General features: G+C 35.2%; 22 protein-coding genes and 1 riboswitch. Of the genes, 15 read left to right on the plus strand and 7 right to left on the minus strand.

Features of this window, described 5'->3' with window-relative positions; genetic code table 11:
* The first annotated feature begins 204 nt into the window (after nt 1-204).
* The 3 genes from A6I66_RS09705 to A6I66_RS09715 are packed head-to-tail and all read left to right on the plus strand — an operon-like array spanning nt 205 to nt 3958.
* The gene (locus tag A6I66_RS09705) at nt 205-1752 is read left to right on the plus strand and encodes a S41 family peptidase (protein WP_067148472.1); all 1548 of its coding nucleotides are present in this window, start codon (nt 205-207) and stop codon (nt 1750-1752) included.
* A gap of 3 nt (nt 1753-1755) precedes the next feature.
* Nucleotides 1756-3219, plus strand: a complete 1464-nt coding sequence (locus A6I66_RS09710; protein ID WP_067148475.1) for a S41 family peptidase — start codon at nt 1756-1758, stop codon at nt 3217-3219.
* A gap of 10 nt (nt 3220-3229) precedes the next feature.
* Complete coding sequence (locus A6I66_RS09715) at nt 3230-3958, plus strand: Dph6-related ATP pyrophosphatase (RefSeq protein WP_067148478.1); 729 nt, start codon at nt 3230-3232, stop codon at nt 3956-3958.
* 164 nt (nt 3959-4122) lie between these two features.
* Here the strand turns inward: A6I66_RS09715 and A6I66_RS09720 are convergent, their stop codons facing one another.
* The 3 genes from A6I66_RS09720 to A6I66_RS09730 all read right to left on the minus strand — a co-directional run bounded on the left by A6I66_RS09720 (nt 4123) and on the right by A6I66_RS09730 (nt 8347).
* The gene (locus A6I66_RS09720; RefSeq protein WP_067148481.1) at nt 4123-5199 is read right to left on the minus strand and encodes a YncE family protein; all 1077 of its coding nucleotides are present in this window, start codon (nt 5197-5199) and stop codon (nt 4123-4125) included.
* Between the two features lie 3 nt (nt 5200-5202).
* Nucleotides 5203-7074 carry a TonB-dependent receptor plug domain-containing protein gene (locus A6I66_RS09725; RefSeq protein ID WP_067148484.1) on the minus strand — a complete coding sequence of 624 codons (1872 nt, stop codon included), beginning with the start codon at nt 7072-7074 and terminating at the stop codon, nt 5203-5205.
* A 31-nt stretch (nt 7075-7105) separates the two neighbouring features.
* Nucleotides 7106-7393, minus strand: a riboswitch (cobalamin riboswitch).
* Between the two features lie 18 nt (nt 7394-7411).
* On the minus strand, nt 7412-8347 hold the full coding sequence (locus A6I66_RS09730) for an ABC transporter substrate-binding protein (RefSeq protein WP_067148487.1): 936 nt from the start codon (nt 8345-8347) through the stop codon (nt 7412-7414).
* 98 nt (nt 8348-8445) lie between these two features.
* Here A6I66_RS09730 and A6I66_RS09735 point away from each other — a divergent pair, with 98 nt between their 5' ends.
* Genes A6I66_RS09735 through cobC form a run of 4 tightly spaced genes read left to right on the plus strand, consistent with a single transcriptional unit; the run spans nt 8446 to nt 11332 of the window.
* Nucleotides 8446-8949, plus strand: coding sequence for a bifunctional adenosylcobinamide kinase/adenosylcobinamide-phosphate guanylyltransferase (locus A6I66_RS09735; protein WP_067148490.1), 504 nt, complete (start codon nt 8446-8448; stop codon nt 8947-8949).
* Nucleotides 8950-8955: 6 nt separating this feature from the next.
* Nucleotides 8956-9978 (plus strand): nicotinate-nucleotide--dimethylbenzimidazole phosphoribosyltransferase, encoded by a 1023-nt coding sequence (gene cobT / locus A6I66_RS09740; protein WP_067148493.1) that lies wholly within the window; start codon nt 8956-8958, stop codon nt 9976-9978.
* 41 nt (nt 9979-10019) lie between these two features.
* Nucleotides 10020-10781, plus strand: a complete 762-nt coding sequence (locus tag A6I66_RS09745) for an adenosylcobinamide-GDP ribazoletransferase (protein ID WP_067148496.1) — start codon at nt 10020-10022, stop codon at nt 10779-10781.
* Nucleotides 10766-11332, plus strand: coding sequence for an alpha-ribazole phosphatase (gene cobC / locus A6I66_RS09750; RefSeq protein ID WP_067148499.1), 567 nt, complete (start codon nt 10766-10768; stop codon nt 11330-11332). The genes A6I66_RS09745 and cobC overlap by 16 nt, the downstream gene beginning before the upstream one ends.
* On the opposite strand, the gene A6I66_RS09755 is transcribed toward cobC, so the two are convergent.
* Nucleotides 11313-11972 carry a Dph6-related ATP pyrophosphatase gene (locus A6I66_RS09755; RefSeq protein WP_067148502.1) on the minus strand — a complete coding sequence of 220 codons (660 nt, stop codon included), beginning with the start codon at nt 11970-11972 and terminating at the stop codon, nt 11313-11315. The genes cobC and A6I66_RS09755 overlap by 20 nt on opposite strands.
* Before the next feature lie 86 nt (nt 11973-12058).
* Here A6I66_RS09755 and A6I66_RS09760 point away from each other — a divergent pair, with 86 nt between their 5' ends.
* The 7 genes from A6I66_RS09760 (at nt 12059) to A6I66_RS09790 (ending at nt 19363) form a co-directional block, all read left to right on the plus strand.
* Nucleotides 12059-13198, plus strand: a complete 1140-nt coding sequence (locus A6I66_RS09760; RefSeq protein ID WP_067148505.1) for an ABC transporter substrate-binding protein — start codon at nt 12059-12061, stop codon at nt 13196-13198.
* On the plus strand, nt 13199-14227 hold the full coding sequence (locus A6I66_RS09765; RefSeq protein WP_067148508.1) for a FecCD family ABC transporter permease: 1029 nt from the start codon (nt 13199-13201) through the stop codon (nt 14225-14227). It begins immediately after the preceding gene.
* On the plus strand, nt 14227-15021 hold the full coding sequence (locus tag A6I66_RS09770; protein ID WP_067148511.1) for an ABC transporter ATP-binding protein: 795 nt from the start codon (nt 14227-14229) through the stop codon (nt 15019-15021). Before A6I66_RS09765 ends, A6I66_RS09770 begins: the two co-directional genes overlap by 1 nt.
* A gap of 154 nt (nt 15022-15175) precedes the next feature.
* Nucleotides 15176-16906, plus strand: a complete 1731-nt coding sequence (locus A6I66_RS09775; protein WP_067148515.1) for a tetratricopeptide repeat protein — start codon at nt 15176-15178, stop codon at nt 16904-16906.
* A 137-nt stretch (nt 16907-17043) separates the two neighbouring features.
* A complete protein-coding gene (gene rmuC, locus A6I66_RS09780; RefSeq protein WP_067148517.1) occupies nt 17044-18432 on the plus strand; it encodes a DNA recombination protein RmuC in 1389 nt (462 codons plus the stop codon).
* A 12-nt stretch (nt 18433-18444) separates the two neighbouring features.
* The gene (locus tag A6I66_RS09785; RefSeq protein ID WP_067148520.1) at nt 18445-18822 is read left to right on the plus strand and encodes a 6-phosphogluconate dehydrogenase; all 378 of its coding nucleotides are present in this window, start codon (nt 18445-18447) and stop codon (nt 18820-18822) included.
* Nucleotides 18823-18826: 4 nt separating this feature from the next.
* Nucleotides 18827-19363 carry an acyl-CoA thioesterase gene (locus A6I66_RS09790; RefSeq protein ID WP_067148959.1) on the plus strand — a complete coding sequence of 179 codons (537 nt, stop codon included), beginning with the start codon at nt 18827-18829 and terminating at the stop codon, nt 19361-19363.
* A gap of 46 nt (nt 19364-19409) precedes the next feature.
* Here the strand turns inward: A6I66_RS09790 and carB are convergent, their stop codons facing one another.
* Together carB and rpmH are read right to left on the minus strand one after the other, a co-directional pair.
* Nucleotides 19410-22265 carry a carbamoyl-phosphate synthase large subunit gene (gene carB / locus A6I66_RS09795; protein ID WP_067148523.1) on the minus strand — a complete coding sequence of 952 codons (2856 nt, stop codon included), beginning with the start codon at nt 22263-22265 and terminating at the stop codon, nt 19410-19412.
* 118 nt (nt 22266-22383) lie between these two features.
* Nucleotides 22384-22545: a 50S ribosomal protein L34 gene (rpmH, locus tag A6I66_RS09800; protein ID WP_027878648.1), complete on the minus strand. Its 162-nt coding sequence runs from the start codon at nt 22543-22545 to the stop codon at nt 22384-22386.
* A 302-nt stretch (nt 22546-22847) separates the two neighbouring features.
* On the opposite strand from rpmH, the gene A6I66_RS09805 reads away from it, so the two are divergent.
* Nucleotides 22848-23423: a hypothetical protein gene (locus A6I66_RS09805; RefSeq protein WP_067148526.1), complete on the plus strand. Its 576-nt coding sequence runs from the start codon at nt 22848-22850 to the stop codon at nt 23421-23423.
* A 96-nt stretch (nt 23424-23519) separates the two neighbouring features.
* On the opposite strand, the gene A6I66_RS09810 is transcribed toward A6I66_RS09805, so the two are convergent.
* Nucleotides 23520-24446, minus strand: a complete 927-nt coding sequence (locus A6I66_RS09810; RefSeq protein WP_067148529.1) for a lytic transglycosylase domain-containing protein — start codon at nt 24444-24446, stop codon at nt 23520-23522.
* Between the last annotated feature and the right edge of the window lie 12 nt (nt 24447-24458).

A 24458-nucleotide genomic window follows, 5' to 3' on the forward strand; every position in this document is an offset into this window, starting at 1 on the left:
TTTTGTTACATAGCAAAAATATTCCCTGTCAAATTTAGCTCCAACTTAAGCAATAAGTATCAGCTTTTATTAGTTCTATTCAAATCTAATTTAGTTTTCCTTTTGCTATATTATTTTAAGTAACAGTAACATTATATTTTTTATTACTCGATTTTGTAAGTAATTTAGCTAATTATTTACCAACTATTTTATTTACCAAACTTTATGTACATTTTAAAACACTTCCCTCGACTTTTATTTTTTATTCTATGCTTCAATATAGTACTTACTAGCTGCTCCAAAGAAGATACACCTCCAACTCCCGATCCTGAAGAAGAACTACCTACTCCAGAAGAGGAAGGTCCTGTTGTATTACAAAATGAAGTGAATGATTTTGTTTGGTTGGGTTTGAATGAAATTTATTTGTGGCAGGATGAAATTCCAAATTTAGCAGATGACAAGTTTTCTAACACAGATGATTATTATAAATTTCTTAACACTTACAATTCCCCTGAAAGTTTATTTGAAGACTTGCTTTATAACCGTAGTGATGTTGATAAATTTAGCGAAATTGTAACAGACTACAACGACCTTGAAAACTATCTACAAGGAAACTCAAACTCAAATGGTTTAGATTTCAGATTATATAGAATAGATGATTTCTCTAATGACATTATTGGAGTTGTAAGATATGTTGCCAATAATTCTGATGCAGCAACAAAGGACATTAAAAGAGGTGATTTTTTTATAAGCGTTGATGGCCAACAATTAACTATTGACAATTATGTTAATTTACTCTTTGGAGCAAACAATACCTATAGCCTTGGCATGGCAACGATTTCTAATGGTTCTATAATGCCTATTAACAAATCGGTTTCATTAACAAAAACAGATTTTTCTGAAGACCCAATTCTTATTAATAAAGTTATTGAAACCAATGGGATTAAGGTAGGCTACATGATGTTGAACCAATTTATTAATACTACTGAAAATAATCTGAACTCAAAATTTGCAGATTTAAAAGCCCAAGGCGTTACAGAACTTGTATTAGACTTACGATATAACGGGGGTGGCCATGGCAGCACAGCTTTAGCTTTAAGCAGCATGATTACCGGTCAATTTAAAGACGACATTTTTTACCATAACATATGGAATACAAAATATCAGTCTTATTGGGAAGATACTGATCCTGAATTTCTAATAAATCGTTTTTCAGATAAATTAAATGATGGTACCGCTATTAATTCATTACATCTTAACAAAGTGTATATTTTAACAACATCTAATTCAGCTTCATCTAGCGAATTAGTTATTAATGGTCTTAATCCTTATATTGATGTTGTGCAAATAGGAACTACTACTTTTGGAAAATACGTAGGGTCTATAACTGTATATGATTCTCCAAGTTTCTTTTCCAAAACTGACATTAACCCGAACCATACCTACGCAATGCAGCCCATAATATTAAAAGCAGTAAATTCCATTGGTGTGTCTGATTATTTCAATGGTATAACTCCCGACTACACCATTACATATCAAACAAATTCGGGAAGTCAGGTTGAAGGAGAAAACATTTTAAATCTTGGTATTCTAGGTGATGAAAGCGAACCTTTCCTAGCAAAAGCATTATCTTTAATTGCCAGTGGCACTGCCAAAACTAATTATGATAAACTTAGTGAAATTAAGGGATTAGATGTTGAACCTATCGCCAACACTAAAGAATTCTCTCCATTTGGAAAGGAAATGATTCCTATAATAGAAACAATTGATTAATTAATGAAAACATTAAAAACCTCCATATTATTATTACTAATAGCTTTATTAAACATCAGTTGTTTTGAAGATTTAGATGATCAACCTATTACCACCAGTGAAATAAATGATTTTGTATGGAGCGGTATGAATCTCTTTTATTTGTATAAAGATGATGTTCCCGATTTAGCAAACAACCGTTTTGCAAATAATGAAGCCTACGTTAATTATTTAAATGGATTTTCTAGACCTGAAGACCTATTTGAAAGCTTAATTTATGAACGCCCGACTGTAGATCGCTTTAGTTGGATTGTGGATGATTTTATTGCTTTAGAAGAATCTTTTCAAGGCGTGAGCATCACCAATGGCATGGAGTTTCAGCTGTATCGCTTTTCAAGTGCTTCCTCGTCGCTTTTTGGAGTGGTTACTTATGTACTTCCTGATACCCATGCTCAAAGCAAGGGGGTTGCCCGCGGTGATATTTTTTATGCGGTTGATGGCACAAGTCTTAATACTGGCAATTATTTACAGCTATTAAATCAGTCAAGCTACACCATAGATCTTGGTGAGTATAACACCAATGATACCGACGACACCTCTGATGATAGCATCACGCCAATAAACAAAAGTATTTCACTAACGAAGACACAGTACGATGAAAATCCTGTTTATATTCAAAAAGTTATAGAACAAAGCCAAAGAAAAATTGGCTATTTAATGTATAATGCCTTCACGGGAACCGACGCTTATAATCAAGCTTTAAATCAAGCTTTTGGTACTTTTAAGAGTGCAGGTGTAAGCGATTTAGTTTTAGATTTACGCTACAATTCTGGTGGCTCGGTAAATAGCGCCATTTTACTTTCTAGTATGATTACAGGACAGTTTAACGGAGACATATTCTGTACCGAGCAATGGAATTCTGAAATCCAAGCTACTTTAGAGCAGGAAGCCCCAGAACAACTCATTAACCGTTTTGTAAACAGTCTTAACGGCTCTTCTCTTAATAGTTTAAACCTTTCTAAGGTATATGTGCTTACCACCGGTAGAAGTGCTTCGGCAAGTGAACTGGTGATAAATGGTTTAAAGCCCTACATCCAAGTCATTCAAATAGGAACGACAACCGCTGGAAAATATCAAGCATCAACAACTTTATATGACTCTCCAGATTTTGGCCGTCAAGGGGCCAATCCAGCACATACTTATGCCATGCAACCCCTTATTTACAAATCCTTAAATGCAGATGGTGAAACCGATTATTTTAACGGTCTAACCCCTGCAATTGAATTGGGAGAACAGGTGACTAACATGGGGGTTTTAGGTGATGTTAACGAACCGCTTCTATCTGCTGCCTTATCCACCATTACAGGAATAGCTAAAAAAGCACCATCTAAAACCTATCCACTTGAAATGATTAATAGCAGTGACGCTTTTAAAACCGTGCAACCAGGTATGCATGTGAATAAACCATTATCTTCAATACTCAAATAAATCTTAAATTTTGAATACGCATAAAATCTACTTCAATTGGAGCTCTGGAAAAGACTCTGCTTTAGCATTATATCATTTATTACAAGATGAAAATTACGCGATTGATGCCTTAATCACTACCGTGAACAGTCATTATAATCGGGTATCGATGCATGGCTTAAGAAAAGAACTTTTACAAGCTCAAACTGATGCGATTAACATTCCTGCGCGACTTATTGAACTTCCTGAAATGCCTAGCATGGAAGTTTATGAGCAAAAAATGAAAGAAACGGTTACCCAACTTAAAAACGAAGGGTTTACACACAGTGCTTTTGGCGATATTTTTTTAGAGGATTTACGTGTTTACAGAGAAAATCAATTGGCTAAACAAGGGTTTAAAGCTGTTTTTCCTATTTGGAAACGGGATACTAAAGCCCTTTTAAATGAATTTTTAGATTTAGGTTTTAAAACCATTATTGTTTGTGCCAACTCTAAATATTTTGGCGAAGACTTTGTGGGTACCGTAATTGATAAAGACTTTATTGCTAACCTACCAGAAGGCGTAGATCCATGCGGTGAAAATGGCGAGTTTCACACCTTTTGCTTCGACGGACCTATTTTTAATAAACCAATCCCCTTTACCATTGGTGAAAAAGTGCTAAGAGAATATAACCGACCTAAAACAAATGATGACGATGATAACATCTGCAAAAGTGATTCGGAAAAATATGGTGTTTGGTATTGTGATTTAATACCATAAAAAAGAGGCTTTCTTAGAAGTCTATTTTACGTCCATCTGAATTTATTTCAGATTCTCATAATCATTGAATTTCAATATCAGGAGATTCTATATCGCGTACAGAATGACGTTTGTTTTAACTTTTAAGAAAACCTCTAATTAGTAAGGTTTACACCTAAATGATATTAATTAAAATATATTTTAGAAGCTCCTAAAGCCACGCTTACTGTTTCTATTTTAGCTTGAGTTCCTAAATCGTAAACATGTAATTCACTTAAATCTGAAAAATTAGCATCAAGCAAATAAATATTATCATTTTCTACTTCTAATCCATATAAATAACCTTGAGATTCCACAATTGATGTCGTAGATAGTGAACCAGCGTTTTCATCAATAGTATACACTTTTCCATTTGAAGCATAATAAATATCACCATTATTAACAACCATTAATGAAGGATGTTCACCTTCTGCGAACACAATCTCTGAATCTACTTCTAATGAGCTCGTATTAATAGTAGAAATACTTCCTTCAGTGTTACCAATCACATTCCAGTCGGCATCATAAATGGTTCTTCCTTCAGATAAAACAACTAAATTACCTGCACTGTTAAACTCTAATTCATCAGGATTATCTTTTACAGTAATCTCTTGAAGGTTTTCAGTTGCTATATCAATAACCGAAACAATATTATTAGTAGTATATGCACCTTTATGAGACACAAATAACTTCCCGTCTTTTGCAATAATTCTTTCAGGTCCATTACCAACACTAATTGTACCTTCAACAGCGTAAGTACTTAAATCGACTACAGCCACAAAATCGTCAGTGTCATCCGAAGTAGATCCCCAGTTCGTTACATAACCTTTGTTTCCAACAATAGTCATAAATCTAGGTCCTGATAAACCTTCTGAAATTTCACCTTCATATTCAAAAGTATATCGGTCCACTACTGTAATGGTATTGGTATTATCTACAACGATAAACGCTTTAGAATCATTAAAAGCTATAGATTGCAAAAAAGTTCCTAGTTCAAGATCGTTGTTATTTTTTTTAAAAATTAAATTTTCAGAAAACGATAAATCTTCTGAAACAAAAGACACAGAACCGGTTCCAGCTCCGCTACCTTCACCGCTAATTAAAATACCATTTTCGTATGCGCCTTTTGGTAAGTTGTCACTCCCATCATCATCGTTAGAACATGAATTAAAAAGTAAAACACTAAAAATAAAAAGTGCTGATAATAATTTATTGATTTTCATAATTTAAAAAATATAGTTTATATTAAAATTAAAGTTTCTATTTGGCATCGGGCGTCTAGGCTGGGTTACATAGTATTTATTAAATACATTATTTACCTTAAGCCCCATTTTTAATTGCTGATTTTGAGTATTTAAAAGCTTAAAATCTATACCTGTATTAGCAACAAAGTAATGCGGTATTACAAAATCTTCAGAATTACTTGCTGTAGTATACACTTTACCATTATACAACTGCTGATAAAAAAAACTGAATCTTCTATAGTTGTAGCCTAAATTTCCATTAAATAAATTCTTTGGTACAAATATGACCTGAAGATCGGTGGCACCATCAATGGCAAGGGTGTAATTATAATTGGCATTTAATACTAATTGATGCTTATTAAAATTCTTTTTATAAGACATAACGACCTCAAGCCCTTTATTAGTGACTTCCGATAAGTTTATTGGCACCCAAACGCCTGGTCTATTTGCATCGCCATTAGGCGTCCAAATAATTTTATCTTTTGCCTGGATATAAAAGGCACCAACATCTATTGAAAACTGGTTGTTTTTATACCCCACTCCCACTTCTGATTGCAAAGCACTTTCGGGAATTAAATCTAGGTTCCCTTGACCTGGCCAATATAAATCGTTGTAAGTGGGCACTCTATAATTTTTAGACCCATTGGCTCTAATAAAAAAATGATTTAATGGTTTTATTTTTAATCCTAAAGCATACGTAAACGGCACTTGATAATCGGAGTTAAAGTCTTTTCTAATTTTAGCATCAAAATATAGGATTCGGTTGATATGCTGGTCGTAAATAAAAGACTGAGAAAACTGTTTTCTGTTTCGTTTTGTTATTTGATCTGTTTTTCCAAAAGCAGATTCATATTCAGAATAAGAAGATACGGTTGCATGCCACTTGGGTAAACGATAACTCACATTATAATTTAACAAATACCGATCTGATAACCCAAAATTGAATGTCTCAGAAGCTTTATCATCAAAATACCTATATTCTTGAAATAAATAAGCCAATTTGGCTTCATGGCTTAACCTTTTATTTTCGAAAGTGTATACCAATAAATTCCGGTAATTAATATCTTGATACTTATCATTAGCAGACGTCGGGTTTGGTAATTCTCCCGAAAATAAACGCTCTCCAAAATAGTTTGAACTGTAAAAATTTAGTTTAGAAAACTTCGTTAGCAAGAAAGAACCACTAACATTAAAACCCAAGTTTTCGTATGCGCCATTCGTGTTTTTATAATCTGTACCTAATAACGGATAATCATTTTCCGATTGATTATAGGATAGTCCTGCGTTTATAGTCCATTTAGAATTTGAAACTTTTAATTTATACAAGCTGTTATAAGTATCATAACTCCCCAATGAAGCTATAAACTGATTACTGACAAGCTCATCATTTGAAAATTTCAAATTATCGTTCAAATGAATCGTACCACCTATGGCTCCAGAACCATATTCTAAACTTCCACCGCCACTTCGAATATCAATAGCATCAAATAAACTAACCGTTAAAGAATTAAACCCTGTTTGCCCATTGTTAATGGAGTTAATATTAATACCATTCCAAATAACAGCAGTGTTGGAAGCGCTAGTACCCCTAAAACTAGCCGTACTAGTTCCTCCTGCCCCATATTCTTTAATGTATAAAGGAGAATTAAAACGTAACAAAGCGCTAAAGGATTCTAAATTGTTTACAATTATGGAATCGTTTAATGTTTCAACTTTATAACCTGCTGAATGATTTGTTAATTTTCTATCTGATACAATAACGACTTCACCTAAACGATTAACCAGGCTATCGTTTTGAGCAACACCATGAAACCAGACAAAAAACAATAATGTTTTAAAAAAGATTTTTTTCATAATAACTAAACCTTTATCCCGAAAGTTTTATTTTTTTGTTATGAAAATGGCAGGTCTCCTGACTTGCGTCTCCGTGTTGGTCTTCCCAAAGTTATCATGGCGCAGCAAATTATATTTGCTTTGGCAATCTCATACCTCAGTGACATTAAAGTGTAACACGAATCTCTTTTAAAGAGATACCCAATAAATTGGGTACTAAGCTTACAGTTGCGGGAACAGTTCTGGATTTTAACCAGATTCCCTTTTAATCGATAATGATAGTATTCTTATTCATTGTGAAGCATACTAAATTTGCTATCGAACCAAAATTCGCTGCAAATGTATAGTATTTTATTTATTATTTGGATACTAATAGATCCTTATAATTATAAAATTTTGAACTGAGTTCTGGTGATGTTTTATAGTAATCTGGATGAATCATTTTTGCTAAACTTTCAATACCATTTACCAACGTACTCGCCGAAGGTTGTGTAAACATATCAAAGTCTGCAATGTATACTTGATTATTTTGAACAGCTCTTAAACTGTTCCATTCTGGCTTTTCTTCCAAAAACTTCATATCCTCTAATGTTCTTGCTACCGTATAGCCACATGGAGCGATAACCAAAACTTCAGGATTATATTTTACAATTTTATCCCAAGGAATAACAATACTATCTCCTGATGGATGTGACAGCATATCAATACCTCCGGCATAAGCAATTTGATGAGAAATCCAGTGCCCGCAATTAAATAAAGGGTCTATCCACTCTAACAGCAAAACACTTTTAGGTTGCAATCTATTTTTTCTTTGAATATCAATAACGTCATCTATGCGCTGCATTAAGGCATCAACATGCGCTTTACCTTTTTTTTCTTGGCCAAGTACTTTTGCTATTGTTAAAACAGAATCAAAAACATCATCTAAAGACTGTGGTGTAATAGCAATAATTTCTGGTGTTTTTTCCAACATTGAAACTGCAGCTGCAGTACATTCGGTATCTATTTGGCATACTTCACAAACATCTTGGGTAAAAATGACATCGGGTAAAATCTGCTCTAACTTTTCTTGATCTACATAGTATAAACTTTCACCTTTATTTTTACTATTCGAAAATAACGTATCGATTTCCTTACTCGTATAATTTTTACCTTCCAAAACACATCTTACAACAGGTGTCTTTTCATTTAAAGCTTGGGCAGGGCATTCGAAGGTTATTCCCTCCAACAAATCTTGGAGTCCCATGTCATAAATCATTTGAGTTACTGCAGGTAAAAAAGAAGAAACAATCATAATTTTCAAATATTAAAAAACAAAAATACATACTTTTAATATAGCTTTCCTGTTTAAGAAATGTTTTTAACCTTTGCTACTTAACATCAGATCGAATTATGATTTACTACATCACAGGAGGCGAACGTTCAGGTAAAAGCAGTTACGCCCAAAACTTGGCTTTATCATTTTCTAACAGTCCAAAATATATTGCAACGTCACGAATTTGGGACGGTGATCACAGAAAACGCATAGAGAGACATCAAGCCGATCGTGATGAGCGCTGGACTTCCGTTGAAGAGGAAAAAGAAGTTGCTAATCACATCAACCCAAAAGATGTTGTTGTTATAGACTGCGTGACCTTGTGGCTTACCAATTTTTTTATCGACACAAAAAATGATATTGAAAAAGCTTTAGAATTAGCTAAAGTAGAATTCAACAAACTTTTAGATTTGGATGCTACCATTATCATCATTTCCAATGAAATTGGTATGGGCGTGCATGCCCAAACCGAAATTGGTCGAAAATTCACCGAATTGCAAGGTTGGATGAATCAGCATATTGCCAAAAACGCCGATAAAGCCACTGTAATGATTTCAGGAATACCACTAACGCTAAAATAATTAATCATGGTTAAAACCGATTTACAACAAGCCCTTCAACACAAAATAGACACTAAAACAAAACCGCTTGGTGCCTTAGGAAAATTAGAAAATCTAGCCTTTAAAATAGGCTGTATTCAAAATACTGAAACCCCAAAAATCACGAATCCAACCATCGTTGTTTTTGCTGGAGACCATGGTATTGCTGCCAAAGGTGAAGTGAATCCTTTTCCGCAGGAAGTAACCGCACAAATGGTTTATAATTTTGTAAACGGCGGTGCAGCAATCAATGTTTTTAGTAAAACAAACGACATCGATTTAAAAGTTGTTGATGCTGGCGTTAATCATACGTTTGATAGCGAAATAGGTATTATTGACGCCAAGATTGATTTTGGTACTAAAAATTACCAAAATGAGCCAGCCATGACATTGCAACAGTGCGAAGAAGCTTTCAAAAAGGCTGAAATCATTGTTGAAAACCTTCATAAAAATGGTTGTAACACCATAGGTTTTGGTGAAATGGGTATTAGTAATACCTCATCGGCTGCCTTGTTAATGAGTTATTTCACAAAAAACCCTGTTAAAGATTGTGTGGGTTCTGGTACTGGTTTAGACTCCCAAGGAATCTCGAAAAAAGCTGAAATTCTTGAAAGCGTTTTTCAAAAATATACCCCACAATCCCCTAAAGAAGCTCTGGCGACTTTCGGCGGATTTGAAATCGCCATGATTTGCGCAGCCATATTAAAAGCCAGTGCATTAAACATGGTTGTGGTTATTGATGGCTTTATTGTGACCTCAGCACTATTAGTCGCTAAAGCGATAAATCCTGAAGTGATTGATCATGTTGTTTTTGCCCATAACTCCAATGAGAAAGGCCATAAAAATATGTTAGCGTTTTTAAAGGCTGAACCTCTTTTAGATCTAGGTTTACGATTAGGAGAAGGTACTGGTGCAGCTCTAGCAATTCCGCTTTTAAGAGCTTCCGTAGATTTTTTAAACAACATGGCTAGCTTTGAAAGTGCTGGTGTTAGTGGAGAATCTGAAAACTAAAATCGTGAAGCACCCATTAAAGAAACTATAGTTATAAACATATGAAAAGAGAGCTCCAAATATTCCTTACGGCCATCATGTTTTTTACGCGAATCCCTTGTCCGAAGTGGGTGAATCATGAACCAGAATTTTTAACCAAGAGTTCCAAATATTTTTCTTTAGTCGGCATTATTGTAGGGGCTATCGGTGCCTTAGTTTACTATGCCGCCTCTTACGTGTTTTCTACTGAAATTGCTATCGCCCTAAGTATGGTCGCCACGATATATACTACAGGAGCCTTTCATGAAGATGGCTTTGCCGATGTTTGCGACGGATTAGGTGGCGGCTGGACCAAAGAGAAAATCTTACTCATCATGAAAGATTCTCGATTGGGCACTTATGGTGCCGCAGGACTAGGCCTAATTTTGGGTATTAAATTTTTAGCTCTGACTGATATGCCGGTATACCTCATTCCGCTCATCATTATTTCGGGACATAGCCTAAGCCGATTTATAGCCACGACCCTTATTTATACGCATCCCTACGTTCGCGACACCGAAGACAGTAAGGCCAAGCCTGCAGCAAAAAGCATGAGTATGGGTATGTTAGCCAGCAGCGCTATTTTTGGTGTTTTACCACTATTTTTTTTCAAAACATGGTGGGTTTTCGCAACCATAATCCCGTGTTATTTAGCCAAAATGTATCTGGCAGCTAAGTTTAAAAAATGGCTTGGCGGACAAACGGGCGATTGTGCAGGAGCAGTTCAACAATTTTCAGAAGTTATCTTTTATTTAAGTATTTTAGCCTTATGGAAATTTATCTAATTAGACACACCACGCCACAAGTTGAGAAAGGTATTTGTTACGGACAAACCGATTTGGATTTAATTGAAAATTTCCAATCTGAATTTGAAACCGTAGTTTCTAAAATTCCTCAAAACGAAAATATCAGCGTGTTTTCTAGTCCGTTGAAACGTTGCACCCAATTGGCGGACACCTTAAGCAATCAAGTCATTTTAGACAACCGCTTGAAGGAACTCAATTTTGGTGCTTGGGAACTAAAACCGTGGAACGACATTCCTGAAACCGAAATGAACCCATGGATGCAAGAGTTTGTGAACACCGCCGTACCCAATGGAGAATCTTACAGTGAACTAGCTTCACGAGTACGATCTTTTTTTCAAGCCTTATTAATTTTAAAAACTCAGAAGAACGTCGTTATTGTATCGCATGCAGGTCCAATTCGTGCGTTTCTTGCACACGTTTTAGATATCCCTTTAAAAGATTCATTCAAAATAAAAATAAACTATGGCGACGTGTTTCACCTTCGTTTACAGGGTAAGTCTTTTAAATTGGTTAGTGATGTTGACTTATAAGTTTCAAATTAGCAAAATTATAGTTGCTTGAAACAGCTTTGCTTTCTATATCAACATTAATTTTATGTTTGAAAAACGGTGCGTTAACCACCAAGGTATGGAACTCTCCATTTTCGCCACAGGCATCAATCCCTTTATTTTCCAACTCTTCTACTAAATCAGATGTCATTGTCCTTCCAAGGTAATCGGGACCTAACTCTTGGTTGCAAGACACAATAATGGCTTCAATGCCGACATCAATCATCTCTAAAACCAACTGTTTTCTATGCCCTTGCCATAAAGGCAAAATAGCCTCTAGCGCTGCTGCAGTTGAAACTTTTTCTTCCCATGCCCTATGCGATTCAATATCAATATCTCCAAAAACAGCATGAGTTATGGGGTAAGACTGGGTGATTTTCTTTAAATTTTCAATGTATTTAACCTCATAATCTGTCCATGTACTACTAAAAAAATGGATAGGTAAGCCTAAGGCTTCAGCTTGCGCTTGTAAGATGTCTTTAGGAATACCGTGAGACCGCGATCTGTCTCCAAATTCATTCATAACATTTAAAAGTACCGTTGGCTCAAAACCAAGTTTTGTAGCCTTATAAAAGGCGTAACAACTATCCTTACCACCACTCCATGAACACAAAAATCTCATATTATTTTATTTAATTTGTTCGAAAGTAAACTTAAGTATGTCGTAATACAAAAAAAATAATGACCTTTGAATTTCAATTATAATCCATGCGTTTTTTAATTTTACTTTCCCTTAGCTGCCTTTTTTTAACTTCTTGCAAGGATGAAAAGAAGAATACCCCTCCAAATCAAGAAGTTGTATCAACACCTGAAAACATCAAGTACGCCAAGGGATTTAGCATTACCAATTATAAAAATTATACCGAAATTATTGTCACCTCGCCTTGGCCAGGAAGCCAGGACGCTTTCAGATATCTTTTAGTGGATAACGATGAAGATATCCCTGAATTTCGTGAATCTACAGTTATCATTAAACGTCCTATCACTAAAGTTGTGGCCATGTCTACAACCAATATTCCTGCATTGGAATATTTGAATGTAGAAGACCGCTTGGTTGGTTTCCCTTCAACCAAATTTATTTCATCAGAGAAAACTAGAGCCCTTATCGATAAAGGCCATATTAAAGATTTGAATAACGATTTAGAAATAAATATGGAACTGTTTTTGGAGTTGCAGCCAGACTTAGTGATTGCCTTTTCCGTAAACGGAATCAATAAATCTTTAAACCAAATAGAAAAATTTGGCTACCCCGTGGTTTTAGACGGATCGTGGACAGAAGAACATCCACTAGGGCGTGCCGAATGGATTAAATTTATGGGAGCGCTTTTCAACAAACAAGATGAAGCTAATGCCATTTTTGAATCCATTGAAGCCGATTATTTAGAGGCTAAAAAATTAGCTATGGAGGTCAATGAAAAACCCGTTATCATTTCAGGATCCATGTTTAACGATGTATGGAATATGCCTGGAGGAAAAAGTTATATCGCTAAATATTTCGAAGATGCTAATACCAATTATATCTGGAAAGACGACCTTTCAAACGGTAGTATACATCTCAACTTCGAGAATGTTTTAGAACGTGGTCGTGAAGCAGATTTATGGATTGGTGCCGGGTCCTTTTACAACCTTGAAGACATGAAAAAAAGTCATAAAGGATACACTTATTTTGATGCTTACAAGAACAAAAATATTTACTCGTACACCAAAAAAACCGGTCCGAAAGGTGGCATATTGTATTATGAATTAGGTCCTCTACGCCCCGATCTTATTTTAAAAGATATCATCAATATTTCGCATCCTTATTTATTAAAAGATTACGAAAACTACTTTTATAAACGTTTAGACTAGTTGCAAAATCCTAAAAAATATCAACTCATATTTATAGCACTTATTCTGCTACTCATTGTTTGTTTTTTTATAAATATCAGTTTGGGGTCTATTTCAATTCCCAATAAAGATATTGTTAAAACCATTTTAGGAACAAGCGATAATGTATCTTGGCATCATATTATTATAAATTACAGACTCCCTAAGGCTTTTACCGCCATGATTGTAGGCTCTGGTCTGGGTGTTTCAGGCTTGATGATGCAAACCTTATTTAGAAACCCTTTAGCAGGACCTTTTGTATTGGGTATTACTTCTGGTGCCAGTTTAGGTGTGGCCATTGTTACCATGGGTGCCTCCCTATTTGGCGGGGTGCTTCTCGGTGTTTTAGCCTCAAAATGGACTTTGGTTATAGCTGCCACGTTAGGAAGTTTTTTAGTGTTACTTACCGTTTTAATTGTATCGACTAAGGTTCGTGATGCTATGGCCATTCTTATTATTGGTCTTATGTTTGGTAGTATTTCGGCTGCAGTGGTTAACGTCCTATCCTATTTCAGTTCGGCCGAAGAATTGCAACAATATTTCTTTTGGGGCTTTGGTAGTTTGGGCAATTTATCTTGGCAAGAGCTCCTTATTCTTTTTGCACTTTATGCTTTAGGCATCCTTTTAAGCTTAGCTGCTATTAAAAGTTTAAATTCATTATTACTGGGCGAAAATTACGCCAAAAGTCTAGGGTTAAACATTAAAAAAAGTAGGCTCCTCATTATAACCTCTACCAGTTTATTAGCGGGAACCATTACGGCTTTTGCAGGTCCCATTGCTTTTATCGGGCTCGCCATACCGCATATAACCAGACAAGTTTTTAGCACCTCCAATCATAAAATATTATTACCTGCCGTATTTTTATTCGGTGCTATAATCATGTTAATTTGTGATAGTATAGCGCAACTACCTACTAGCGATTATACCTTACCTATTAACGCCATTACCTCTTTAATAGGTGCCCCTGTGGTTATTTGGTTATTGGTTAGAAAAAGAAAAATGATGTTTTAATGACTAGGCCCGCTACACATATCGTTTTAAAAGCCGAGGATCTTTCCATTGGTTATACCTCTAAAAAAGAGCATCATATTATCGCTTCAAACATTAATATTGAGTTACACAAAGGGGAATTGGTAGGCTTAATTGGCGCCAATGGCATTGGAAAATCGACACTTTTACGCTCAATAACCAACGTACAACCTGCACTCTCTGGAAGTATCGCTATAAATGATAAAAATTTAAACAGCTATTCTAATTTAGAACTTGCTAAAGTTTTAAGTCTGGTACTAACTGAGAAACTAGCGTCTAAAAACTTAACCGTTTTTGAACTCGTGGCCTTAGGCAGGCAACCTTATACCAATTGGATTGGTAATTTTTCTGAAAACGATAAAACCAAGATTCATGAAGCGCTATCACACATTAAAATTGAAAACCTTATAAACAAAAAATGTTTTGAATTGAGTGATGGTCAGCTTCAAAAAGTGATGATTGCACGAGCCTTAGCTCAAGATACCGATTTAATTATTCTAGATGAACCTACCACACATTTGGACATGTATCACAAAGCCTATATTTTGAAACTCCTTCAAAAACTGGCTAAAGAAACCCAAAAAACCATTTTATTTTCCTCACATGAAATCGATTTAGCCATTCAACTATGTGACAAATTAATTGTGATGACTGAAGCCGCCGTAGTTTCAGACCAACCTTGTAACCTGATTTCAAAAGGCACATTCGACACCTTATTCCCTGAAGATTTAATTGCTTTTGATGCGAATACGGGAAGTTTTAGGGTAAAAAAATAATGTTTTCAGCTTTAAACAAAATTAACTATCTTTAAATATTTGATTTACTGAATATTACAAAACTCTCTCCTTAAGAAAATTAAAAGCAGACCTGAATTTTTATGCCATGCATCGGGATAAAAAATGGCATTGATCACTTTTAATTTTCAATCAAATGAAATCTAGATTCATAATTGCTATTAGCAGCACCCTATTACTGGTTCTGGTCTATGGCTCAATAACTTTTTCTTTATCTGAAGCAACCCCCAAATTACCAAAACTGGTGATGAGTACTATATCATGCACACCTGCAAAGTATTTGTTAGAAGACATAGATTCCACGAAACAAATTTCACCATTGTTTAATAATTTAGGAAAGCTCCATTTTAAAGTGACCACCAAAAACGATAGAGCTCAAGCATTCTTTAACCAAGGGGTGAAATTATCATATGCCTTTAATCATGCGGAAGCACATCGTTCCTTTATGGAAGCCGCACGCTTAGACCCTGATATGGCTATGGCATTCTGGGGACAAGCATTTGCCTTAGGACCTAACATAAATGATCCTACACCAACCGATGAGCGCAAAACAAAAATTAACGAAGCCATTACCAAAGCGCTTTTATTAAAACCAAATGCCAGTAATAAAGAACAGGAACTCATAAAAGCGCTTTCGTCAAGGTATAGTAACGATTTCAAAGCGAATCCAGACACACTCAACATGGCCTATATGAAAGCTATGGAAACCGTATTGCAACATTTTCCTGAAGATGCTAATATTCAAATTCTATATGCTGCCTCAGTTATGAATACCATACCGTGGAATTATTGGGACAAAAATGGAGAGCCATCTCCAAATATCAAAGAAGCTAAAGCAGCCTTAGAGAAAGCCATGACACTCGAACCAGAAAATCCAGGAGCCCACCATTATTTCATTCATATGGTTGAACTTCCTTATCCCGATATGGGCGTGGCAAGTGCCGATAAACTTGCTTCGCTAATGCCTGGAGCCGGACATATTGTACACATGCCTTCTCATATTTATATTCGAGTTGGCAGATACAAAGATGCGGTAACGACGAACCAAAAAGCCATATTGGCCGATGAAAACTATATTTCACAATGTTTTTCGCAAGGCCTTTATCCGCTTGGTTATTATCCGCATAACATTCATTTTTTATGGTCGTCGGCGAGTTTATTGGGCGCCAGCGATATTGCCATTGATGCCGCAAAAAAAACAGCCGAAAAAGTACCTATGGGCGAATTTTTAGAAATGCCTTTCTTGCAGGATTTTGCAGCCACTCCATTACTGGCTTACACACGGTTTGGCAAGTGGAACGAGATTTTAACCATTCCTGCGCCTAGTTCAAAAATCAAACATCTTAACCTGATGCGACACTATGCCCGAGGCATAGCATTTATAAGAAAAGGGAATATAGATAAGGCTCAAATAGAACTAGATAAAATTGAAATTCTGAAAAATGATCCTGAATTAGAAACCTTGGTGGCCACAGCTAATAATGCTTCCATACATTCAGCTCATATTGCCTTTGAAGTCGTTTCAGGAGAGCTCGAGGCTGCAAAAGGGAATTTAAATCAGGCCATCACACATTTACAAAAGGCCGTTGTTTTTGAAGATGCCCTAGTATACACCGAACCCGCTGCTTGGCACATTCCTACCCGTCAAAGTTTAGGAGCCATTTTAATGAAAGCAAAGAAATATAAGGAAGCCGAAAATATTTATACGGAAGATTTAAGCATTTTGAGACAAAATGGTTGGTCGTTGATAGGATTATACAATAGCCTAATCGCTCAAGGAAAAACAACAGAAGCCAAGACCATAAAAGCCGAGTTTGATAAAGCTTGGAAAGATGCAGACATTACCATAAACAATTCAATTTTATAAGTAAATCACACATAAGCTGCTTAATTTATTTTAATAATTTACAGAAAATCTGGAATTCCTAAAAATGTTATTAAATTGAATCTTGAGATTAATTCTTAAATCTAAAAAATATATATTTGAATATATTTCTTTTTTAAATGAACGACAATCTCATATTAATAATCGCTATTCTTATTGCTGCTGCCATTGGCGCTTATATTGGTAAACTGATTACAAACCTTAAAAGTAAAAGCGAAAAAAGTACTTTAGAAGAACGTAATAATAATTTACAACAACAATTAGCCGATTTTAAACAACAAGCAGAAAGTGACAAACAAAAGGAATTCAATCACTTCAACAGCCAGTTGGATGCCTTAAAAGAGACCATTTCTAAAATTGAAACCGAACGTGAAGCCATTCGACGTGAAAAGGATTTTTTAAACACCGAATTGACACGTAAAAATTCTGAATTTGAAAATCTTCAATTAAAAAATGATGAACAAAAAGCTGAAGTAGAAAAACTTCAAGAAAAGTTCACCAAAGAATTTGAGAATCTTGCCAATAAAATTCTAGACGAAAAATCTGAGAAATTTACCATTCAGAATAAAGAAAACATCAAGAATATTTTAAATCCGCTGCAAGAGAAAATTAAAACTTTTGAAGAAAAAGTAGATAGCTCTCAAAAAGAAAGCCTCATCATGCATTCGGCACTTAAAGAACAGTTGCTAGGCTTGAAGGATTTAAACCTACAAATGACCAAAGAAACCACCAATTTAACCCGCGCATTAAAAGGTGACAGCAAAATGCAAGGAAACTGGGGCGAATTGGTATTAGAGCGCGTATTGGAAAAATCGGGCTTAGAAAAAGATCGTGAATACTTTGTACAGCAAAGTTTCACCAAAGCCGATGGCACTAGAGTATTACCAGATGTGGTATTAAGCCTTCCAGATGGCAAAAAAATGATTATTGACAGCAAGGTGTCACTAACCGATTACGAACGCTTAGTAAATGCCGAAGACGATGACAAAGCCATTCACTTAAAAGCCCATGTTAATTCTATTAAGCGCCATGTAGACCAGCTTTCAGAAAAGAACTATCAAGATTTATACGATATGGAATCTCCGGATTTCGTATTGATGTTTATCCCTATAGAACCTGCCTTTGCTGTGGTTGTACATGAAGATAATACGATTTACAACAAAGCTTTTGAAAAGAATATTGTTATTGTAACACCATCTACCCTCCTAGCCACATTACGTACTATTGATACCATGTGGAATAACGAGAAGCAGCAACGCAATGCCTTAGAAATTGCTAGACAAGCCGGTGCGCTATATGATAAATTTGAAGGCCTAGTCACCGATTTAACAGGTGTAGGTAAAAAAATAGATGCTGCTAAGAGTGATTATTCAGCAGCTATGAATAAATTAGTAGACGGTAGAGGGAACATCATTACAAGCATTGAAAAGCTTAAAAAGATGGGAGCCAAAGCCAAAAAAGCACTTCCTGAAGCCATTATCAAACGTGCCGAAGAAGATCATATTTAATACGAAAACATCATGATAAAAGTAATTTTTAAAATTATTATCGCCCTAATCATCGTAGCTGCAGGCTATTTCTGCTTTATTTATTTTGCACATTATAGCGAAGGCGTTCGGGCAGGTGAATTGGTTAAATTCACTAAAAAAGGTATGGTGATTAAAACTTGGGAAGGTCAAATAAGTCAGGGCGTTTCAGAATCTCAGTTTTTTGAGTTTTCGGTAGAAAAAGGCGAACAAGCTGTTATAGACGACCTTAATAATTATCAAGGAGAATATGTAAAACTTCACTATTTCGAACGCTACAGAAACCTCTTTTGGCTAGGTCATACCAAACACTTTGTAACCAAAGTTGAAAAAATTAAAAAACACGAAAAAAACACACTCCTTAATAAATAGTTTTATGTTTAAACACGCATCAGAATCACAAGTTTCAATTACCCAACTCATGCTCCCATCCCACTCCAATTTTAGTGGTAAAATTCATGGCGGACATATTTTAGGCTTAATGGATCAAATTGCCTTCGCCTGTGCTTCAAAGCATTCGAGACATTATTGTGTGACAGCATCTGTTAATCGAGTGGATTTTCTTAATCCTATTGAAGTTGGTGAATTGGTCACTTTAAAAGCCTCTATAAACTACACAGGTAACACCTCTATGGTGGTTGGCCTACGCGTAGAATCTCAAAATATTCAATCTGGTGAAATAAAGCACTGTAATTCGTCATATTTTACTATGGTAGCTAAAGACGAAAATGGAAATAATGTACCTGTACCAGGGCTCATATTAGACGATAAGCAAAGCATACGACGCTTTGCTAGAAGTATTGCACGACAAGAGCAGTCAAAATCCAGAACTTCTACATTCAAGGCATCAGAATTTATAATGGAAGAACACCTTGCCTTGTTAAAAAATCAAAATGCCAAAATAGCATTATAAAAAAAGCCGCTTTAAGCGGCTTTTTTTATATCTATATCTCAGTAAATTACTTACTCAAGTACATTTTACGTCTTGCGTATAAGTCGTAAAACTGATCATCTTTTAAGCTATCTATAAATAAGATACTTTCACCTGTACTCTTCATTTCAGGTCCTAAACGCTTATCTACATTCGGGAATTTATTAAAAGAGAATACCGGTTGTTTAATTGCATAACCTTCAAGTTGAGGGTTAAATTTAAAGTCGGTTACCTTTTTAGCTCCCAACATTACTTTAGTCGCGTAATTTACATAAGGCTCTTTGTAAGCTTTAGCTATAAATGGTACGGTTCTAGAAGCTCTTGGGTTTGCTTCGATAATGTAAACTTTATCATCTTTAACGGCAAACTGAATGTTAATTAAACCTACCGTATTTAATGCTCTAGCAATGGTGTGGGTATGGTCTATAATTTGTTGCATCACCAAGTCACCTAAGTTGAAGGCTGGTAAAGTCGCATTAGAATCTCCAGAGTGTACCCCACAAGGTTCGATATGCTCCATGATACCAATAATGTATACATTTCCATCGGCATCGCAAATCGCATCTGCTTCAGCTTCAATAGCACCATCTAAGTAGTGATCTAATAACAGTTTATTGTTTGGAATTTTTCTTAGTAAATCAACAACGTGCTCTACTAATTCTTCTTTATTGATAACAATTTTCATCCCTTGACCACCTAATACATACGATGGACGTACTAAGATTGGGAAATCTAATTCTTCAGCTAATTTTAAAGCTTCATCAGCATTTTCAGCAACTCCAAATTCAGGGTAAGGAATATTGTGATCCTTTAATAGTTTAGAGAAACTTCCGCGGTCTTCAGCTAAATCTAAAGCCTCGAAACTCGTTCCTATAATTTTGATACCGTATTTGGTTAGCTTTTCTGCTAATTTTAAAGCGGTTTGTCCACCTAATTGCACGATAACACCTTCTGGGTTTTCATGACGGATGATATCGTAGATATGCTCCCAGAATACTGGCTCGAAGTATAATTTATCGGCCGTATCGAAATCGGTAGAAACCGTTTCAGGGTTACAGTTAATCATGATGGTTTCGTAACCACACTCGGCAGCTGCTAAAACCCCATGCACACAACAGTAATCAAACTCGATACCTTGTCCGATTCGGTTTGGTCCAGAACCTAAAACAACAATCTTCTTTTTATCGGTTACCACACTTTCGTTGTGTACGTATGTTTCGCCTTCGGCGCTTTCAATCGTATTTTCGAAAGTTGAATAGTAATATGGTGTTTTAGCCGTAAACTCTGCAGCACAGGTATCTACTAACTTAAACACACGTTGAATGTTAAGTTCTTCCCTTTTATTATACACCTGACTTTCTAAACAGCCCAACATGTGTGCTATTTGACGGTCACCATATCCTTTTTGCTTCGCTTCTAAAAGTAAATCGCGATCTAAAGTATCGATAGTGTATGTAGAAATTTCTTTTTCTAATTGGAATAATTCCTCGTACTGCTTTAAGTACCACATATCAATTTTAGTGATATCGTAAATCTGACTTAAAGGAATTCCCATGGCAATGGCATCGTAAATTACGAATACACGATCCCAACTTGCATTGGTTAATTTATCGATGATTTGGTTATAATCGGTATACCCTTTTCCATCGGCACCTAAACCATTACGTTTAATTTCTAAAGACTGAGTGGCTTTATGAAGTGCTTCTTGGAACGAACGTCCAATACCCATAACCTCACCTACGGCTTTCATTTGAAGACCTAAAGTACGATCAGATCCTTCAAATTTATCAAAGTTCCAACGTGGTATTTTTACGATAACGTAATCTAAAGTCGGCTCAAATAAAGCTGAAGTTGATTTTGTAATTTGGTTATCTAATTCATCTAAAGTGTAACCTATAGCTAATTTAGTAGCAATTTTAGCGATAGGATATCCTGTAGCTTTACTTGCTAATGCCGATGAACGTGACACACGAGGGTTAATTTCAATGGCAATAATTTCTTCTTTCTCATCTGGACTTACAGCAAACTGTACGTTACATCCACCTTCAAAATCACCAATACTACGCATCATTTTAATAGCCATATCACGCATTTTCTGGAAGGTGGTATCGCTTAATGTCATGGCTGGTGCCACGGTGATAGAGTCTCCTGTATGAATTCCCATCGGGTCCATATTTTCAATAGAACAGATAATAACTACGTTATCGTTTCTATCACGAAGTAACTCTAACTCATATTCTTTCCAGCCCATCATGGCCTTATCGATCATAACTTCGTGAATTGGAGATACTTCAAGACCATGTCTTAAAAGTTTATCAAAATCCTTCTCTTCGTAAACAATAGCGGCTCCTGCACCACCTAAAGTAAAGGAAGAACGAATACATAATGGGAAACCAAATTCTTGTGCAATTTCTTTACCTTTTAAAAATGATGTTGCTGTAGCTTGAGGTGCCATAGCTACACCAATTTTATTCATCAACTCTCTAAATTGCTCTCTATCTTCTGTAATATTAATCGCGTTGATATCAACACCTATTAATTCTACTCCAAAATCTTTCCAAATCCCCTTTTCATCAGCTTCAATACATAAATTTAATGCCGTTTGTCCTCCCATAGTAGGTAAAACAGCATCAATTTGAGGGTGTTCTTCTAAAATTTTAATAATCGACTTTGTAGTTAAAGGTAACAAGTACACATGATCGGCCATAGAAGGATCGGTCATGATAGTTGCAGGGTTCGAATTAATTAAAATAGTTTCAATTCCATCTTCTCTTAAAGATCTCAAAGATTGTGACCCTGAATAGTCAAACTCACACGCTTGTCCAATTACAATTGGCCCAGACCCTATAATAAGTATCGATTTTAATTTTGGATTTTTAGGCATTTTATGATCTAGTTATAATATTGAAAGTTAATGATTTACAAAAATAATAATAAGATGATATAAAAAAAGGCGTTACACTTAAGTAACACCTTTATTTTTATAAACAATTATTCATCAATTATTTTTTATGTCTAGTTTCAGATGATACAGACAATTTTTTTCTTCCTTTAGCTCTTCTACGTGCTAATACCTTTCTACCGTTAGCAGAAGCCATTCTTTCTCTGAAACCGTGTTTGTTTCTTCTCTTTCTTTTAGAAGGCTGAAATGTTCTTTTACTCATTGTCTTATATCTTTAATTCTGAAAATGTATGTTTTTTTTAATCCTTTGGCCTTTCTTCAAAACCGAGGGCAAATATACAAAGAGTTTTTACTTCCGCAAACCTAAATGTAAAAAAAATTGAATAATTTTTATTTTGTAACCCATAGCATGTAAGTCCTTTATATATTAAGGTTAAGACCTTTCTTTTGTTATTCCTTAATATATAAAATTTGATAAAAATTTAGTTTCTTTGCAATCTTAAATGACCAAAATACGTCGTTTTTTCAAGAACGACTTCTAAAAATTATTCGAAAATACAGATTATGTTCAACAAAAATATAAAACTTGTTTTAGCTGTAGCGATTATTGCTTATGCCGTGTATCAATTTACCGAAAGTAATATCGGCAACGGTATTATGCTTATCCTACTATCATTGATATTCATTTTTCTTTATTTCAAGAATGAATTCATACTATTAGCCTTTTTAAAATTACGTAAGCAAGATTTTGAAGGCGCTAAAGGATGGCTCAATAAAATTAAAAACCCGGAAGGTGCTTTAGTAAAAAAACAACAAGGCTACTATAACTACTTACATGGTATCATGGTTTCTCAAACCAATATGAATGAATCTGAAAAGTTTTTCAAAAAAGCCATTGCTTTAGGACTTTCTATGGATCATGATTTAGCCATGGCAAAATTGAATTTAGCAGGAATCGCTTTTTCTAAACGCAGAAAACAAGAAGCACAAAAACTACTTTCTGAAGCGACAAAACTGGATAAACAAGGTATGTTAACCGATCAAATTAAAATGATGAAGGACAACATGAAACGCGCACAAATGCCAAATCAGCATTACGGCGCTGGTGGTTCTTTAAGAGCACAAAAACGTCGCGGCTAACAATCCTTATAAAACACACATAAAAAAAGCTCAAAACTTTCAGTTTTGAGCTTTTTTTATTGGCTAAATCTTCTTGGTAAGATTTCAACCAAAATATTATTTATTAGGGTACACCCCTTTCATTGGGATTTCAATATGATATAGCTTACGACTGCTATTATTAAGTTTAGGTTCACGTAACCAAGGATTGTGAATTTTTAAAATCTTATAATTGATATCAAACTTTTTAGCAAATACAGCAAAATCGGTTACTGCGGTATCAACCTTAACCGTATAAGATGGCACTTCGCTATATAAATCTTTTTCTCTAAAATTGAATCCGTATTTCTTAGGGTTTGATAAAATTTCTTTTAAAGCTATGATTCTAAACACATAGCGCCCAGTTTCTTCTCCTAATAATAAATCGTAATAATCATCAACCATTTGATCACTTAATCGGCGCGACACTCCTGAATTCCCTGCATTGTAGGCCGCCGCAGCGAGCGTCCAACTACCTAGCAATTCTTTAGATTTTAGCAAGTACTGACAAGCCGCTTCCGTAGATTTCTCAAGATGATAACGTTCATCAACATTATCGTTTACTTCTAAACCATATTCTCTTGCTGTGGCTGGCATGATTTGCCAAATACCTCGAGCACCAGCTGGAGATACCACATTCACTAAGCCACTTTCTATAACCGCTAAATACTTAAAGTCATCTGGAATACCGTACTTTTTTAAAATAGGTTCTATAACTGGGAAACATTTATTTGCACGCTTAAACATGAGCAAGCCATTGGATTGCCAGTATGTATTTACGAGCAACTCCCTATCCATACGCTCGTAAATATCTGGATTTTTTAAAGGGACTGGTTCGCCTGCAAAATCTAAATGTTCTGGAATTTGTAAAGCATAAACATTATAGCCGTTTACCCTTTCTTTTTCGTAATTTTCATCGGTAGGCACATCTTGTACGGCGTAAATAAAAATCCCACACAAGCTTAATAGCCCTATAAATATAAAACCTTTTTGTATTCTTTTCATTGCTCTAATTTT

The sequence above is a fragment of the Pseudotamlana agarivorans genome (assembly GCF_001642835.1).
GTDB lineage: Bacteria > Bacteroidota > Bacteroidia > Flavobacteriales > Flavobacteriaceae > Pseudotamlana > Pseudotamlana agarivorans.